15 protein-coding genes and 2 pseudogenes are annotated in these 15,979 nt (G+C 62.3%); 13 read left to right on the top strand and 4 right to left on the bottom strand.

Annotated features, from left to right (window positions below):
• Positions 1-62: 62 nt before the first annotated feature.
• On the bottom strand, positions 63-1,634 hold the full coding sequence (locus tag BV210_RS18260) for an ATP-binding protein (RefSeq protein WP_077208206.1): 1,572 nt from the start codon (positions 1,632-1,634) through the stop codon (positions 63-65).
• A gap of 211 nt (positions 1,635-1,845) precedes the next feature.
• On the opposite strand from BV210_RS18260, the gene BV210_RS18255 reads away from it, so the two are divergent.
• The 9 genes from BV210_RS18255 (at position 1,846) to BV210_RS18215 (ending at position 9,442) form a co-directional block, all read left to right on the top strand.
• The gene (locus tag BV210_RS18255) at positions 1,846-2,490 is read left to right on the top strand and encodes an SDR family oxidoreductase (RefSeq protein WP_077208205.1); all 645 of its coding nucleotides are present in this window, start codon (positions 1,846-1,848) and stop codon (positions 2,488-2,490) included.
• Between the two features lie 252 nt (positions 2,491-2,742).
• A complete protein-coding gene (locus BV210_RS18250) occupies positions 2,743-3,033 on the top strand; it encodes a hypothetical protein (RefSeq protein ID WP_077208204.1) in 291 nt (96 codons plus the stop codon).
• Between the two features lie 202 nt (positions 3,034-3,235).
• Positions 3,236-3,628 carry an IS200/IS605-like element ISNph5 family transposase gene (tnpA, locus tag BV210_RS18245; protein ID WP_077208203.1) on the top strand — a complete coding sequence of 131 codons (393 nt, stop codon included), beginning with the start codon at positions 3,236-3,238 and terminating at the stop codon, positions 3,626-3,628.
• A gap of 1 nt (position 3,629) precedes the next feature.
• Positions 3,630-4,886 (top strand): RNA-guided endonuclease TnpB family protein, encoded by a 1,257-nt coding sequence (locus BV210_RS18240; protein ID WP_077208202.1) that lies wholly within the window; start codon positions 3,630-3,632, stop codon positions 4,884-4,886.
• 457 nt (positions 4,887-5,343) lie between these two features.
• Positions 5,344-5,646: a hypothetical protein gene (locus tag BV210_RS18235; protein ID WP_077208201.1), complete on the top strand. Its 303-nt coding sequence runs from the start codon at positions 5,344-5,346 to the stop codon at positions 5,644-5,646.
• Positions 5,647-6,159, top strand: a complete 513-nt coding sequence (locus BV210_RS18230) for a hypothetical protein (RefSeq protein ID WP_077208200.1) — start codon at positions 5,647-5,649, stop codon at positions 6,157-6,159.
• Between the two features lie 366 nt (positions 6,160-6,525).
• A complete protein-coding gene (locus BV210_RS18225; protein ID WP_077208199.1) occupies positions 6,526-7,125 on the top strand; it encodes a helix-turn-helix domain-containing protein in 600 nt (199 codons plus the stop codon).
• Positions 7,122-7,622 (top strand): hypothetical protein, encoded by a 501-nt coding sequence (locus BV210_RS18220; RefSeq protein WP_077208198.1) that lies wholly within the window; start codon positions 7,122-7,124, stop codon positions 7,620-7,622. The genes BV210_RS18225 and BV210_RS18220 overlap by 4 nt, the downstream gene beginning before the upstream one ends.
• A gap of 920 nt (positions 7,623-8,542) precedes the next feature.
• Positions 8,543-9,442, top strand: a complete 900-nt coding sequence (locus tag BV210_RS18215) for a DNA-binding protein (protein ID WP_077208197.1) — start codon at positions 8,543-8,545, stop codon at positions 9,440-9,442.
• Between the two features lie 829 nt (positions 9,443-10,271).
• On the opposite strand, the gene BV210_RS18210 is transcribed toward BV210_RS18215, so the two are convergent.
• From BV210_RS18210 to BV210_RS18195, 3 genes are all read right to left on the bottom strand, one after another.
• Complete coding sequence (locus tag BV210_RS18210) at positions 10,272-11,030, bottom strand: DUF3307 domain-containing protein (protein ID WP_077208196.1); 759 nt, start codon at positions 11,028-11,030, stop codon at positions 10,272-10,274.
• The gene (locus BV210_RS18205; RefSeq protein WP_077208195.1) at positions 11,027-11,689 is read right to left on the bottom strand and encodes a SatD family protein; all 663 of its coding nucleotides are present in this window, start codon (positions 11,687-11,689) and stop codon (positions 11,027-11,029) included. The genes BV210_RS18210 and BV210_RS18205 overlap by 4 nt, the downstream gene beginning before the upstream one ends.
• Positions 11,690-12,107: 418 nt before the next feature.
• Complete coding sequence (locus tag BV210_RS18195) at positions 12,108-13,286, bottom strand: PQQ-binding-like beta-propeller repeat protein (protein ID WP_077208193.1); 1,179 nt, start codon at positions 13,284-13,286, stop codon at positions 12,108-12,110.
• A gap of 126 nt (positions 13,287-13,412) precedes the next feature.
• On the opposite strand from BV210_RS18195, the pseudogene BV210_RS18190 reads away from it, so the two are divergent.
• The 4 genes and pseudogenes from BV210_RS18190 to BV210_RS18175 form a co-directional block, all read left to right on the top strand.
• Positions 13,413-13,829: pseudogene (locus BV210_RS18190) on the top strand (hypothetical protein).
• Between the two features lie 104 nt (positions 13,830-13,933).
• The gene (locus BV210_RS18185; protein ID WP_077208347.1) at positions 13,934-14,425 is read left to right on the top strand and encodes a hypothetical protein; all 492 of its coding nucleotides are present in this window, start codon (positions 13,934-13,936) and stop codon (positions 14,423-14,425) included.
• A gap of 306 nt (positions 14,426-14,731) precedes the next feature.
• A complete protein-coding gene (locus BV210_RS18180; protein WP_077208192.1) occupies positions 14,732-15,682 on the top strand; it encodes a MarR family transcriptional regulator in 951 nt (316 codons plus the stop codon).
• A pseudogene (locus BV210_RS18175) lies at positions 15,679-15,945 on the top strand (hypothetical protein); the annotation flags it as partial. The gene BV210_RS18180 and the pseudogene BV210_RS18175, both read left to right, overlap by 4 nt.
• Between the last annotated feature and the right edge of the window lie 34 nt (positions 15,946-15,979).

The following is a 15,979-nucleotide window of genomic DNA, read 5'->3' as shown; positions in this document are numbered from 1 at the left end:
AAAGTCCTCCCCGATCCTTCGAATCGATTCTCCGTTCGTGAAACGAGACAGAGTGCTGACGATCAGGATGCCGGCAGCCGAATCTCGACGGCTGTACCGGCCCGATCATCGCGGACATCAAGTTCGCCATCGAGACTCGTCACGATCCAATAGACGAGCCACAGCCCGAGCCGTTGGCCATGAACCAATGGCGTCTCTTCGCCGGACAGCAGTACCGATCGCTCGATGTCGGGAAGCCCGGGACCATCGTCCAGAATACGAACCAGGACGTCCGCATCGGTCGTCTCCACCTCGATCTCGATGGTCGGTGACTCGCCAGCATGTGTGGCTGCGTTATCGACGAGTTCCCAGACCGCGGTCTCCAGTCGCGGTGCGGCCCGTGCGACGGCGGTCTCCGCGGCGTCGATCGTGAGTGAGGCCTCGGGATGGCCTTCGTCGACCTGGGCGGCGACCCGGGTGACGAGCGGGACGACATCGATCGGTTCGAGCTCCGGCGGTGTGTCGAGATTCTCCGCGAGTTTCTGTGCCGTCTCGCTGAGGTCGATCAACCGGTCGGCCGTATCGTGAATCCGGCGGACCTTCTCCGCGTCCGTCTCGGACACCGACTGCTCGAGAAGTTCCGTATAGCCCTGGATGACACCCATATCATTCCGGAGGTTGTGCCGGAGTACCCGGTGGATGACGCCAATCAGCCGGTCCCGACGCTTCCGCTCGGTCGCGTCGCGCGCGGTCCCCTGGACCGCGACGATATCGGCTGGGGCCCGATCGGCCGGTGACACGTCGGCATCGTAGATCGGTGTCGCCCGGATGTCGGCGTAGACGATCTCACCGGCGTCGGTCTCGAGTGGGAGGTACGTCTCCTCGACCGTCTCACCGGCCAGCACCTGTTCGTACAGATTCCACGCCGCGTCTGCCGACTCCGCATGTGGAAGGACATCTGTAAAGGGACGCCCGCCCAGTTCGTCCGCGGTATGCCCCAGAAACTCCGCGACCGTGGCCGAGACGAACGTGAACTGGCCGTCGAGGTCGAGGCGGAACAAAAAGTCGAAGCTGGCATCGATGACGGCTCGATAGATCTCCCGGCGCGTCTCCAGGGTGTGTTCCTGTTCGGCGAGATCGCGCTCGTAATTTCGCTGCTCCAGTTCGTACCCAGCCATCTGGGCGATCAGATGCGTAAACGACCGCTCACTCTCGGAGAATCCGTCAGGTTTCGGCTCCCGTGAGGCAAAACACACCGTCCCGAAGGGTTCATCGGCGACGATGACCGGCGCACCGAGATAACAGCGGAGTTGCTGGGCCTGGTACGGGGGATCGGTCTCCCAGCCTGCCTCGAGCGCGTCAGCAAACGAGACGAGTTCCGCTTCCTGGATCGTGCGTCGACAGTACGTGGTCGAGAGATCGAGGTCGAGCCCAGGCGGAATCACACCATCCTCGGCATCCGTACTGACAATCGCCTCCCACGCGTTCGTCTCCTGGTCGATCCGCGTGATGTAGCCGTGATCGACGCCGAGAAATTCCACACCGAGTTCGAGCGCCCGTTCCAGCCGATCGAAGAGAGACTGGTCACTGCGGATGATCTCGTACAGCTGGGAGTGCGCCTCGTTCCACTCCTGGACTCCCGGGCGCTCACTCATGGGGTGCGTGTTCGTATCGAACACTTCTATCAGTTCTGGTGATCGAACGGATCGACTGTCGTCACCGGCCCACTGCGAGACAGTCGTCTGTCGGTGACCGTTGGATTGCGCCGTCCTGACACAGACAGAGACACTCTCCATCAACGTGTTCCACTGGACGGCAGTACCCGCCCACAGGCCTATTGTCGTGAACACGGAGAATACACCCACGATGGACGTCGCAGTGATCGGCGCGAACGGTGGGATCGGCCGCGAACTAGTTCCGCGACTCGCGGATGCCGGGCACGACCCGATCGGGGTCGTTCGTGACGAGGCCCAGTTCGAGACAATCCGCGAGCGCGGCGGAGAACCTCGACTCGGCGACCTCGAAGGCGAGTTCGCGCAGGCACTCGAGGGCGCTGATGCGGTCGTGTTCACGGCCGGGGCCGGTGGGGACACTGGCTGGGACAAGACACTCATGATCGATCTCTGGGGCGCACGGCGAACGATCGACGCCTGCGTCGAGCAGGGCATCGACCGCTACGTGATGATCAGTTCTCTCCAAGCCAGCGACCCGCTCGCCGCCCCCGAGGCAATTCGGCCGTATCTGGTGGCCAAGCGATCCGCCGACGACTATCTTCGGGCGTCAGGACTCGATGCGACGATCGTGCGCCCGACCGCGCTCACCGACGACGACGGGACGGGCCAGGTCTCGGTGGCCTTCGAGCACCCTGACGAGGACGGCGACGACATCCCGCGCGCCGACGTCGCACAGACGGTCGTCGCCTGTCTCAATCGCGAGGCGACGGTCGGCGAGACCATCCGGCTCTTCGGTGGTGACACCCCTATCGAGCAGGCGATCACACCCGACGAGTGAATCGATCCGACGGATGGGATCAATCCAGAACCAAGTCAGACTTCGGTTAACCAACATCGAAGCACGCACTACGGTTTGTTGGTTAAGGCCGTATCTGTCTCCGGTAGCCCACCATCCGAGATTCGGGGAGAGTCATGGGCGTTCCTTCGATCGACGGTCTCAACCCACGAACGACCCACCGCTGCACGACACGGACTGTTTGTTCGCGCCAGCAGGCGTGCAGCGCGCAGTAGCGTACACGGTGTGATACCGATGATTGATTCCAACTCAGTCGACGACACGAGTGCCGACTACGAACAGTTCGAGCGAACGTTGGTCGCTCGGGATCGCGACGCTGTCAGTGTCGCGACGGCGGACATCGACGAAGCAACGGCCCAGAACCTGGTCAGTGAGCTCGTCGACGCAGACGTCGTCACACCCGTTCCCAAGACCAAAGCGCTCGTTCACGAGCCGAGTGGCCGAGCCTTCGACTCGATCACGCAGTTGGCCGTCTTCCATCGAGGCTGGACGGCCGCTCGCGACGTCGGCGAGGGGGGCGAGTGATCTTGATTCAGCGAGAGAATCCCGCCGTTCACGGCGTTGACGAGACGCATTGCGTCTCGTTCGCACACCAGAACGCGAAGCGTTCTGGGGACGGGCGTGAATCGCGTAAGCCCGGTGCGACAGTCCACGCGGTTCTGCCCGGCCGAATACCCAACGGCACAAGAGTTATTGAGATTGGGTATCTTATATTTTGTGAGGCCAAATGGAGTATAACCTGCAATCCGGATCGCACACGGTCTACGCGCTCCAATATCACTTTGTGACCGTCACGAAGTACCGCGCCGACATCCTCACCGATGAGCGACTGGAGCGCGTGGCTGAAGTTGCACACGAGATTGCAGAGGACTTCGAGGCCGACATCAAGAACGTGGACGGCGGTACTGACCACGTTCATATCCTGTTCACGACCAAACCAACCACAGACCTCACGAAGTTCATCAACTCGCTCAAGGGCGTCACATCCCGCCGGATTCGGCAGGAGTACCCCGAGGTGAAACAGACGCTCGAAGATGCGTTCTGGCAACCGGGATATTTCCTCGCCACGACCGGCCAAGTGAGCATCGACGTGCTGATGGACTACGTGGAAAACCAGTAGCATGACCGCGACAACCACGAAAACGCTGGAGGCCACGCTCGCCCCGCCGACAGCCCACAAAGAGCGCAAACTGTGCGACCTGCTCGGCACCTACCGGGCAGGACTCCACGAGGCGTTCGAGGCCGGGTGCGGGACGATGACCGCCACCAGCGATGTAGTGACGCCCTACGACCTGCCGTATCAGGCGAAGGCGGCCCTGTGTAACTACGTCCCGCAACTGCACGGAACCTACAATGCACAGGAGTTGGACGACGACCACCCAGTTCGACTCACCAACCAAGCCGCCGAGTTCGACCACTCACCGGAACGGGACTACGAGTTCACGTGGTGGGTGCCACAGCCCGGTCGCGGGACGAATTTCTGGATACCACTCCGTATCAACCCCGCTCAAGAAGAACTGTGGCACGACCTCGTGGACGGTGAAGCGTCGGCAGGCCAACTCCGCCTACAACGTCACCGCACGTCGTGGACACTCCACGTCACCGTCGAGTTCCCGGTCGAAGAACCGAACTACGAACCGACAGACGACGATGTAACACCAGTCGGCTTCGACATTGGCGAAGCACACCTGCTCGCGGGCTGTGCCTGCGAGCAGGACACTCCGACCGACCCACTACTAATCAACGGTGGCCGCGCTCGTCACCTTCGCAAGGAGATGCACACGACGCTCAAGCGCCTCCAAGAGCGTGACGCCGCCGAGTGGCTGATTGACGAACGGTTCGACCACTACCAGAACGCACTCACAGACATCATCGAAAAGGCGTCTCGACGTGCCGTCGAGTACGCCTGTCGATTCGAGAAGCCTGTGGTCGTTCTGGAAGACCTCTCGGACATCCGCGAAGACCTCGACTACGGCGAATGGATGAACCGACGCCTCCACGCATGGGCGTTCGCTCGCTTGCAGGAGCGTATCGAGGACAAAGCACGAGAGGCTGGCATCCAGGTCGAATACATCCGCCCGGAGTACACGAGCCAGACGTGCCACGAGTGCGGCCACATCGGGTATCGGGACGGCGATGAGTTCCGGTGTCAGAACGACGAGTGTTGGGTGTCGGAGTACCACGCAGACATCAACGCGGCGGTCAACATCGCTGACCGCCATGACCCGTGGGGTGAGAGCCTGCCGCTGAAACCGGCGGGCGATGACATCTCACGGGATGGGAGCGCCTGTGACAGCGCCGCGGCCCCCACCGAGCAGAGCCAACCACGGCAGATGACGCTCGGCGAGGTCGGGTCAGAACCCACTGCCGGTAGTTAGCCGGTATTCCCATGCAGGGAAGCCGCGCCGTTTACGGCGCGGAGGATGTCACTGGCGGTGGGTTCTGTAGGAGGTGTCGGCTGTATCCCCGCCCTGAAGGCGGGGTTTTAGCCTTGTAACTTCCATTAAGGGACTCACTGAGTAGGTACGACAGAACGATGGCGCCCAGTACCGATTCTTCGCCGGCGGTCGACGACGAGGTCCGGCAACTCCACGAGCGGTATCAGGCGGCCGAGAGCGACGCCGAACGACGCGAGATCGTCCTCGAAATGGGGGAAACTCGACTGACGCCGCCACGCAGAGATCTACGCCGCGCTCGAAGACGAGTGAGTTAAAGGGTTCTCAGCACCTCCGTAGCAATCGACGACTGCTTTGCGACCCAGTGACGCTCGGCCAAATGTGGCTCACATTGTACACACAAAAACGGCTAAGTACGTTGGCTCACAATGTACACATCATGAGTACCGATAAGAAGCGCGTGCAGTTTCGGGCCCCCAATCGGCTCATCGACCGGGCCGACGCACTGGCCGCAGTCCTCGGGGAAGACCGAACAGACGTCCTCGTGACCGCGCTTCGGGAGTACCTCCAAGACGCCGCTCACGACGACGCACTCACCCAAGAGATCGCCGCCGCCTATTACGACGACGAGATCACCTTCGAGCAGCTCAAAGCACTCGTCGGCGCCGAGGAGGCGGCAAACCTCCGAGTGTTGAAACAGCAGTTAGACGGGGACTTCATCGACGAGGTCGCCGACCCATAGATGTCGCGGCTGATCGCAGACGCCTCCGCCCTCGTGAGTCTCGGGATCGTTACTGACGGCAATCCCGATCCACTCACACTATGTCTCTCCCAGTACGAGGTCGTCGCCCCAACAGCGGTCATCGATGAACTCCAAGAGATCGCCTCCTACGATGACGTCCATGGACACGCCGCGTCCGCCGTACTCGACCAGGCGGAGTCATTCACGACACAGTCGGTCGACCTCGACGCCGAGTTCCCGCTCGATGACGGTGAAAACGCGGCGGTCACGCTCGCGAACGATCTCGATGCTGCGCTCTTGCTCTGTGACGAGTTCAACCACCTTGGCTTGATCCACGCCTCGCTCGCTGATACGCGACTCGTCACGACACCGACGCTGCTTTCAGTTCTCGTTCGAACTAACCACCTGTCAGCTGCTGATGCGCGGCTGCTCCTCGATGAGATTAGCAACGCCCGTAGCTGGGGTGCGAACAGTTACGTGCAGCGAGCTTGCTCATTGCTCGAAGAGTCCTGACACCGTGGAAGATATTTCGAAGTGAACAGAAATGCCAGATAATGCTTCCGTCGAGACGACAGGCGGTGGCCGAGAACAGATAGAAAGCCCTCAGACGCTCGGCATCCCCCGACCACGCGAGACGCAGTCTCACTTGCTCCCGTTCGCTTCGCTCACGGGAACCCCGCTGTGCTCCTCGTGCCTGCGGTGCTTGCGGGGTCGGGGGACGTTCACAGCGCTTCGCGCCGTGCCCGATTAAACAGGTTCGTTGTTACGGCACGCCCCGCTCGCTGCTGCCGCCCTCCGCGTTGCTCGTACCTAGTCCGGACAGATTGACCCCCAACACTCTTTACTGATTCGCTGTAAACTGTAAACAGCCAATTGCCCATGTCTCGCACGTCAAACCGAACCAACGGCGACATCATCCGGGACTTCCTCTCGGTCGCGGACCTCCTCGAAGAACCAGCCCTCGCCCAGCTGTATGCGTATCTCGCTCGCGAGGGCGAGTCGACCGTCCAGGAACTGATGGACGCTCTCGACCTCGCACAGGGCACAGCCTACACCTACGTCAACCGGCTCGTCGACGCCGGCGTCATCGAAACAACCAGTGAGGACCAGCCCCGGCGATACACCGCCCACGAGATCGATCTGACGGTAACTGCCGCCGATGGCACTCGCGAGTACACGATCACGCCGGCGCTCATCGACGCCGTCGGCCGGCGGACGACCGACGACGACATCGATACGTACATCGACCGGCACGGAATCGCCGGGCTGGCGACGGCGCTCACCTATGCTGTCGACCGCGAACTGGGCGAGATCACCCACCGCCTGATGGCCCAGGATCTCGATATCTCGCCACTCGCCGCCGAAATCATCCTGCAGGCACTCCGCCCCGTCGTTCTCGAGCACTTCGACGTCGAGGCGTCTGGCGCGTCGGTCGCAGATATCGAAGGTGTCGACGAGGACGTCGTCGACGACGCGTGACCGCCATCCATATCGCCGATACCGGCCTGCTCGTCGCGATGGGCCAACCGCCGAACCTCCGGTATCAGGCCGTCCGCACGTTCGCCCGCCAGAACGACAAAACGTTCGTCCTTCCTGGGCGGGTCTACGACGAATTGACCGCTGAGGTGGACGGCGTCGACACCCCGCCGATCGACACGGCGATCGAGGAGGGGTGGGCGCGTGTCGCTGCGCCGCTGGACTACTCGTTGGGACTGGTGTCGCGGACGATGGATGGCGTCCAGCGATACATCGCGAACGCGGATGACCGGCCAGCCGACGAGATTGAGCGTGCCGATCCGGCGCTGGCAGGCGTCGCTGCCCATGCGTTTGTCGAGGGGGCTGCAGACCACGCGTACATCTACACGACAGATACGCTCGCTGGCGAGGGTGCCGAGACCGTCCTCGCCAGTGAGGGGTACGTCGACTCAGTGACGTACGTGAATGGCTTCCGGTTCGTCGAGGACCTGCTCGAGTAGTCCGCTTCCGGGCGATCCCGTCTACCGGTTGCTGGTTATCTGTCACCGACAGTCGTGCTCGTCTCGAAAGCCCTCAGACGCTCGGCATCCCGCGACCACGCGAGACGCAGTCTCGCTTGCTCCCGTTCGCTTCGCTCACGGGAACCCCGCTGCGCTCCCCGTGCCTGCGGTGCTTGCGGGGTCGGGGGACGTTCACGGCACTTCGCGCCGTGAGCTCGGGAGACGCCGTCTCCCGGTGACCGAGACGATCTCGCCCTTTCTGAGTCCACCAGGATATCGGCTGTGTGGCTGAGCGTCGAGCCCGGGTGACCAGGTTCGTTGTTACGGCACGCCCCGCTCGCCGCGTGCCGCCTTCCGGTGAGCAAGCTCACCGGCGTCCCGCTCACTTCATTCGCGGGACCTCCGCGTCGCTCGCGACCGACCATTCCGGGCATGCGGGCGCTCTCCGCACCGCCCGCGCCCGTTCCGGGCTAAAGTAAATCTGGTCTCGACGCCAGCATTAAGCGCGTTTTCGGTTGCGCCCCTCGCGGGCGTTTCGCGTTCCAGCGCTTGGTGCCGCCTGCGCTGTCGCGCGCCACAGGGCGGCGCGCGTTCTCGGCGACAGTCGCGCTGGACACGAACCCGCCGTCCGGGCCGGACGCGAGAAACGGCTTAAAGCTGGCCGCTCGCTCCGGGCGGGTCGCCGGAAGCCTCACTCCGTTCGTCTTCCGAGTCTCACCTCGCTACGCTCGGTGAGACGGCGCGCGGTGCTGGTTGGGGGCACCTCGTGCAGGCGCGCTCTCGCTCGCGCCCACAGGGCGCTCGCGAAGGCGCGAGCGAGAGCGCGCAGATGGGTCTGTCGGACGTGATGTCGAGGAAATCCGCGATGTAAGGGCATCGCGGTGGCGGCGCGTGAGCGCCTTCGGGGTTAGTGAACTCCAATGTCTAGTAACAACGCTAGCGGAAAGGTCGTTACGGTCGATGAACAGGCATTCGAGAACGCGGACGAACAGGCAGTCGATGACGACAGGTTCCCGGTCGTCGACGAGACGCCGGCGTTCGAGGCGGCAGTCGAGCAGGAGACCCAGGCCAAGGTGGATGCGAACCACCCAGACGGGATCGCAGACACGAGCGAGGATCGGATTCACGGTGTCACCCTCGAACAGGAAGAGCGCATTCGGGCGCGGGAAACCGAACTGGAGCACATCAGTGCCCAGGCCGAGTTGGGGACGCAGGAGGGTCGGGAGCAGCGCACGCGAGACATCGCCGTCAAACGAAGCGCTGAGCGGCGTGGTGAGTTCCACAAGCGGGCTGCAAGCGTGCACCCGATGGCAGATCCCGACGTAGACGATCCCCGAGCCGAACTCACGCAGGACGAGTTGGGGGCGGTCAACGAGCAGTCGATGCGACTGGCCGACCAGCTGGATGGCTGGTCACGGGCGGCGATCGGCCGGCGGTTGGGTGCAGCCGTAGCCGACGGTACAGACGTGCGGAGTGCAGTCCTGGAGGTGGTCGAAGAGTTGCAGACGGCTTCCGGGACAGTAGTCCCCATCGGGAGACTCGAGGACGTCGATCGCAAGGAGGTGAGCATCGAAGGTCAAATCGAAACACTGTGGACTCCCTCCCATCCGAGCATCGCCCAGGTCGGGCTCGTTGCGGACGATAGTGGGCAGACCCGGGTGACGATCTGGAAGGCATCAGAGGCGCCGTGGCTCGAAGAAGGTGAGCAGGTTCGCATCCACGGGGCAGCCAGGAACTGGTACGAGGGCCGGGTCTCACTGGCTGTCACCGGCTGGAGCACCATCCACTTCCCGGAGCGCGGCCGCTGGTGGGACGCATAGCCAGTCCACCCGGCATTCTTTTTTGCTATGTGCCGGACCAGCCCAGGCCCCGCCACCCCACCCTCCGCTCCGTGCTCGCTCCGTGAGACTCGCATTCGCTCGTCTCACGTGCCCTCGTTCGCGATGCTCACGAGGACTCCGCTGCGCGCGCAGCCACGACCTCAAGTACGGTGACATTATACGCTGAACAGGCGCAATACCACGGCCTTCAGGCCGTGGATACGCGCCGTCAGCTTGGGAGAGGGTCCACGTATCACGCTCCTCTTGAGTTTCAGAATACCGGCGTTTAAGTGACAGGCCACCGTACAAACTGGTGGGAATCGGCCGGAACGGAGCGGATTCCGAACCGTCCTTCGGAGGTCGTTCGAAAATCGAAGATGTTCGTGATCACGAGAGACGAAGTCTCTCGGACGACGGCCTGTCCGCCCATGCAACGAGGCAGTATCCGAAAGAACAGTCGGTGAACACATATCCTCGAAGGGTATGCCAACGTGCCGACTGCTCAAAGCGAACCAGACGATACCCCCGACTCCGCTGACGCCTGCTGGCGTCCCCGTGGCAAAAATAACATCGGGACGCCTTAGACGGCCGAGGATAGGGGTAACGGCGGTTTGGCACCGCCACAAGTTCACCAGTCCGACACTGTGGGACTACCCGCGCCCGAAAGGTCTGGTAGTCTGCTAACTGGACTGCAAACCTGAAACTCCCACCGCTCGGGATTCCTCCGCGTTCACGCGAAGGAGGATGTCAATAGCGCATGGCGCGGTCAGCCACGTCGGTCCGCTGTTCGCGAGCAGCTTCGACCCCGACCCTGCAATTAATCCTCCCGTCAAACGAGGACCGACACCAGCCCGACGAGCGCGATGGCGACGAGCACGCTGGTGAGAGTACCGACGAGGAAGTACTCGGCGAAGGGCTGTTTCTTCAGCTCCTCGAAGCGGGCGATCGACTTCGCGGCCACGACGAGCCCGACCGCGCCCCACAGCCCAGCCACGCCGAGGAAGAGGATGATCCACCGTTCGAGGCTCCCGATGAGCGACCCGACCTCCAGATCGTCCTCCGTGTCAGGCACAGGATCCGCGTCCGGGAGCACGCCACGGACGATGGCGTTCCCGCCGTCGTGTGCGAACACGAACGCTGCGAGGTACACCGCTCCCGTGGTCACCGCCGCCCAAGGAAGCTGCGTCACGCCACGAATCCCGGTCAGCAGCGGTGTGAGGCGCCAGACACCGGGGGCAAGCAACGACCACCCCGCGAGGATGACCAGAAGATGGGCCAGTTGGTCACCGAGAAACAGAAGTGCCGACCCGTCTCTGCGCTCGCGGAGCTGCGCCGAGACGGCGTCGATGGGGAGATGAAGTAACCCGATAATCGCGACGACCACCACTGACTGGACGGTCAACAACGGCACGAACACGGCGACGTGGACGACGAGGACAATGGCCCAGTGCGTGAGCAACGGTTGGAGTCGATGCTTGGCCATCGCCAGGGCCTCCGTCTGGAAGGCGAAGTCACCAAGGACGTGCCCCAGCACGAGCAGTGCAAGCGCGGTCCCCGCCGGGCCAAGCCCGGTCAGCCACCCGCTCATGCCCGCTCCTCCTCGAGCGCCGTCTGGAGCCGCTCTCCGAGGGAGGTCTCGGCGTTCCGTACCTCCTGGACGTGTCCAGCACTCAGTGATTCACTCACCGTGGACTTCGAGACGTCGAAGCGCTCAACGACGCGTTTCTGGGTGCCCTCCTCTTTGAGGGCTCGCGCGAACTGCGCCTGCCGATCCGTCCAATCTTCACGGACACACTGCACCAGGTCGAACATCGAGTTGACGTGCGCCACTAGCTCGCTCGACCAGCCATCGACGCGGACCCACGCCCCCGCGTCCTTGGCCGCTTCGATCGCCTCTCGTGCCCGGTGGAAACACGGGCCATCCATCCCGATTGCCTGGTTCGGGTTCAGCTGCGTATCCAGCGGCCCGAGCCCGATGCCGAACCGGAGTCGGGCCGGGTGGAACCGGTCGCTTACCGAGACCAGCGCTTCGACGGCATCGGTCGCGTCTGTCAGGAGCACCTGGAACTCGTCGCCCGTCGTGACGGTGAACTGGGAGGCGATGGAGCTGTCCGGGAACTCGTCGTTCAGGGAGTTGACCACCTGCTTGAACTCTCGCTGTGCTTCGCTCCGATCCGCGAGCTCCCGAGACCCCCGGATGTCCCCGATGACGGCCACGAACACGGCGTCGGCTTGATTCTTGGTCATTTGTTCGCCTCCATTACCGAACCAGGCGTTAGTTCGGTTTTTCCACCGAACTCGGATGAGTGTTGTGGTTGGGACTGTGTTCGGCTGTAGGGGCGAACTAATTTTGAGTTCGCCGGTAATGGCGAACAAAAATGACCGGGGTAGGGCGGAAATGGTCGGCTGCGACCGTCCCGATCGGTGTGTCAACTGGGCCAACCATCTGTGTCAGGCTGAGTGGACGGATCATCGACGAGCCTGAACGATTCGTCACTCCCGTGCCACTCGTCGACGAGATCGTCTTCCTCGCGAGCGTCCGTCGCCGCCGACGCTGGGAGTGATTCGTCCTCGAGGTCGTCGAGAACGGTGAACGCCGGGCCGTTCGGATCGGCGTGCTGCTGGCGTTCGATCCACTTGAAAAGCGCCTCGTGGCCGGCTTCTTTCAGTCACAGTTTGTTTGCAGCGTCACCGTATTCCCTGATGTGTAAAGCAGGCCCAGACCAACAGGAACGCATCCTGTGGCAGATGTCTCAGACCGAGCCCACAGCTCGTTACCGTCCTCAATACTCAGACCCACAATCCGGTCAGTCGTCGGAACGACGACAGACTCCCCAACGACCATTGGGGAGCCTGCGACATCGAGGTCTTGTACCCAGTGGACGTCACCATTCTCGACGGCAAGCGCGTACACGGTTTCTTCGTCCGCGCTAAAGACGCGGCTTTGTCCGATTGCTGGTGGGAACAGACCACCATCGTACATCGCTTTCGACCACTGCCGATCTCCACTCCGAGTGTCGAACGCCGCGAGTTCATAGCGGTCGTAGCTCGCGAGGACGACATCCTCCGTGCGAACTAACGGTTTCGGAATATTTGGCCCAGGAATTTCCCACTGTGTTTCACCCGTCTCGCGGCCCAGCGCATAGATTCCCTGGGCAGCAGAGCCATCTGCCGTGATGTACACGTGGTCGTCGTCGACGGCTGGCGGTGCAGGGATGCTTGCACGCTGGTGATCGTCACCAAACGTCCGCGTCCACTGCGTTTCGCCAGTGGACGCCGCAAGCGCAGTTACATCGCCTTGGTCGCTCGTGGCGACGAGGAGGTCGTCAGCGACGGTCGGTGGATTCGGCCGTCCAGCCGTCTCGTGGGTCCAAGTGGTCGTCCAGCTAGCGGTGTCGAGTGCGACGAGCCCGCCGGTCGATGGCTCGGTATAGTCGCCAAGTACGGGCGTCACAGCGATCGAACCTGCGAGGGCTGGTGGCCCAGTTGGACCCCGGTTGAGTTCGTGGGTCGTATCGGAGGACCCATCGTCGAGTTGCACGGTGGTCAGGAAGCCATTCTGCTCGCCAGGTGTGTGGCCAACGACGACAGCCGTATCATTTGTGGCAACGAGTCCAGTGATATCGATATCGTCCGCAAGCGAATTCGTCCAATAGTCACCGCCAGGCGTGAGCGTCGACTGATCGGGAACGGCGTTCGTATTGTGCGGAGAGGCACGTGTCTGTGGCCACTGCGCGACGCCAGGCTCTGTCGGCGTACAGGAGCTGGTCTGGCAGCCGGTAGTTGCCGCGAGAACTGTCGTGGCTGAGACTGCAAGGTATTCACGGCGCGATATGGAGGGCATCTGACCGAAACGTCGAATACAGAACCCATAGGGATTTTGGAGATCCATCAGTAGGCGAGGTTACTCGAAGCCAGCTCTGTTTTTCAGGGGCCGAAATGGTGAGCCCCGCCGTAGGCTCGTGATCCAATGATCTCAGACGACGACCCGTTCCACGACTGCGAGTTGGATCCCGAGGCGATCCTCGGGACACACACCTTCGGAGACGTCCTGTTCACCGATGAGACGGAAACCCCGGTGAACGTGCTCACTGGCGAGACACCAGCGCACTCGCAAGCAACCGTCGAGGAAGCGAAGGAGTTCGCTGCGAGTATCCACACGGAGACGCCCCAGATCGCGCTCCCCGCGTCCGTCGAGTCGCAGGTCGAAACACGGAGCTAGCCCTACACGGCGGCCGCGTTCTTCCACTTCAAGGCGACAGGCTCGCTCGAACGCCACCGCGCCTACCACGCCGCCCACGAGGCGAACGCGTTCGCGGTCGACTTCGAGGCTGACTACGCGTCGGGCGACCTGACCATCACTGTCGAACGAGCGGACGAACCCTGAGACTCCGCCGTCACGAGGAGAGTTTTTCGAGCGCCGGCGATGGGTGCCGGCGCAGCTGGAGCGAGCAACGATTCCCGGTGCGTCGGCGTTTCGAGGTGTTCGAGATGCACATGGTGATATACGCACTCGTAGAGGCATCGACGCACGACGACGCACTGGCCACCGGAAAGTCGGTGTTCGACCGCCTGGTCGGCGCGGACCCACACGCCGGCGCCGTCTTCGACTACTACGTCACGTTCGAGGAGGAGGACACGTCCGTTGCGGGGAAGGCACGATGGGGTGAGCTTCCGACTGCAGCCCCCGTCGACTCCGATGACGGCCAGAATCTCCTCGAGCGTGGCTGGGAGGCGACGAAGGAGGAATTCGAGCGGAATCTCGACCGGGTGAAGGAGGCCATCGACGAGCTCTCCGACGAGGAGATCATGCGCGACGAGGACCTTGCTCGGCACGCCTTCCACCAAGTCGGTGCGTACGACGGCCCGACGATCTTCCTGTACACCGAACACGGAACCGGCATTCGCCACCGTGGACAGCTGGATCGACTCCTCGAGGAGAGTGAAGAGCTCTGGATCGTGCCCGCTGACGTCCACCTCTGAACAATGTCCCGCATCACCAACTGGCGACGCGAGAGCCGGTCGCCGACACTCACGTATCGGAACACCGAGACCGGTGCGCGAGCCGTCCTGCATCGAGCCCCGAACTCCTACCGGTACAGAGTCAGGGTGAGCGAGCATTCCGGGCACCAGCGATAGGACGGACCGACCGACGGGGCCTTCAAGTGGGTAAGTTGGTAATTCCACGGATCTCTAGAGAACGCACTCGAAGACTTCGTACCGGAATAGCCTGGTTGTCAACCCAAATCCAGAAACCTATATATACGAGTGGGGTTTAGAGTATACACAGTGATTTCAAAGGCCGGAATCGCCGTGATTGACGCTCTGAGTACCGGCCGAGAAGCGACGCCAGTGGATCTCGCAACTGAAACCGGGTATTCACAGGCACACATCTACGAGGTGCTCGATGACTTGTTGGACGCGGGGCTCTTGGTCGAACGCCGTGGGCCCAACAACCAACGGAAAGTCCGTGTCGCGGACCACCCAGTCATTGAAGCGTACCGGACGCTGCAGTCGGAACTCAGCCACGTTGAATGGGCCGACCTCCTCTCACCTGCCACCCTCAAAGTGTGCTGGTTTCTCGACGAGGCCCGCCGCGTATCCGAAATTGCAGAGCGACTCGAGATTACGCGCCAAGGCGTTCACAAGGCGCTGTCGCCGCTCAAAAATCGGGCGATGCTGTCCCCGTCCGGCCCCGAGTACGCGGTAAGTGAGGACCTCGCACCGCTGCTGGCGTTCGCGCAGGCCGTCGTGATCCACGAGCACCGATCGCGAGCCCGGGAGATCGCGCCGAGTGCGACTATCGAGTGGTGCGACCCGAAACGAACACTCGTCCGCGTGCAGACCACTGAAGATACAGACGCGCTACTAGACGCACCAGATTGGCAGGTGACCGGGCTTGGTCGGTTCGAGGAGTACGGGCTGCAATTCTTCCTTGCAGGTGAGCCCGCGTTCTGGTACGCGCCCGACGAGGAACTCACACCGGGCGAAGTGGTGTGTCACACGCTCGCCCTCGATAGCGGCGCCCGCCAGGTTAGCTATGCAATGTTGTTGATCGAGGCGTTAGACATCGACCAAAAGACGCTCACAGACACTGCAACGTGGTACGAACTGGAGTCCACGGTCGCTGCAATGTACCAAGCACTACAGGGAGGGGTCGAAGACTCGGAGGAGTTCCCTGTCGTCCTTCCAAGTGAATCAGAATTTATGGCGCTCAAAGAGCAGTACGGAGTCAAATGACGATATTCAAGGGTGGCGAAGCGATCAAAGAGTTTCTCGAAGAGTTCGATAGCTGGCTGTCGGAATCCGTGACGGTGTATCTCCTCGGCGGGTCGGCGATGACGATCCGTGGGCTGAAAGACCAGACAGAAGATATCGATCTCGCGGTGGGTGTTGTTTCCGAATTCGAGCACGTCTACCAGACGCTCACGTCGCAGGGATTCACGGTTGTCGATGAACCGACGGAGTCGTTAGAGGGCGTCGGAACAACCGTCGAATTACACAAAATCGAGGAGAAAGCCCACGACTTCAGTCGTG

Source organism: Halorientalis sp. IM1011, from assembly GCF_001989615.1.
In the GTDB taxonomy this organism is placed as follows: domain Archaea; phylum Halobacteriota; class Halobacteria; order Halobacteriales; family Haloarculaceae; genus Halorientalis.
This window is presented reverse-complemented; position numbering and strand designations above follow the sequence as displayed.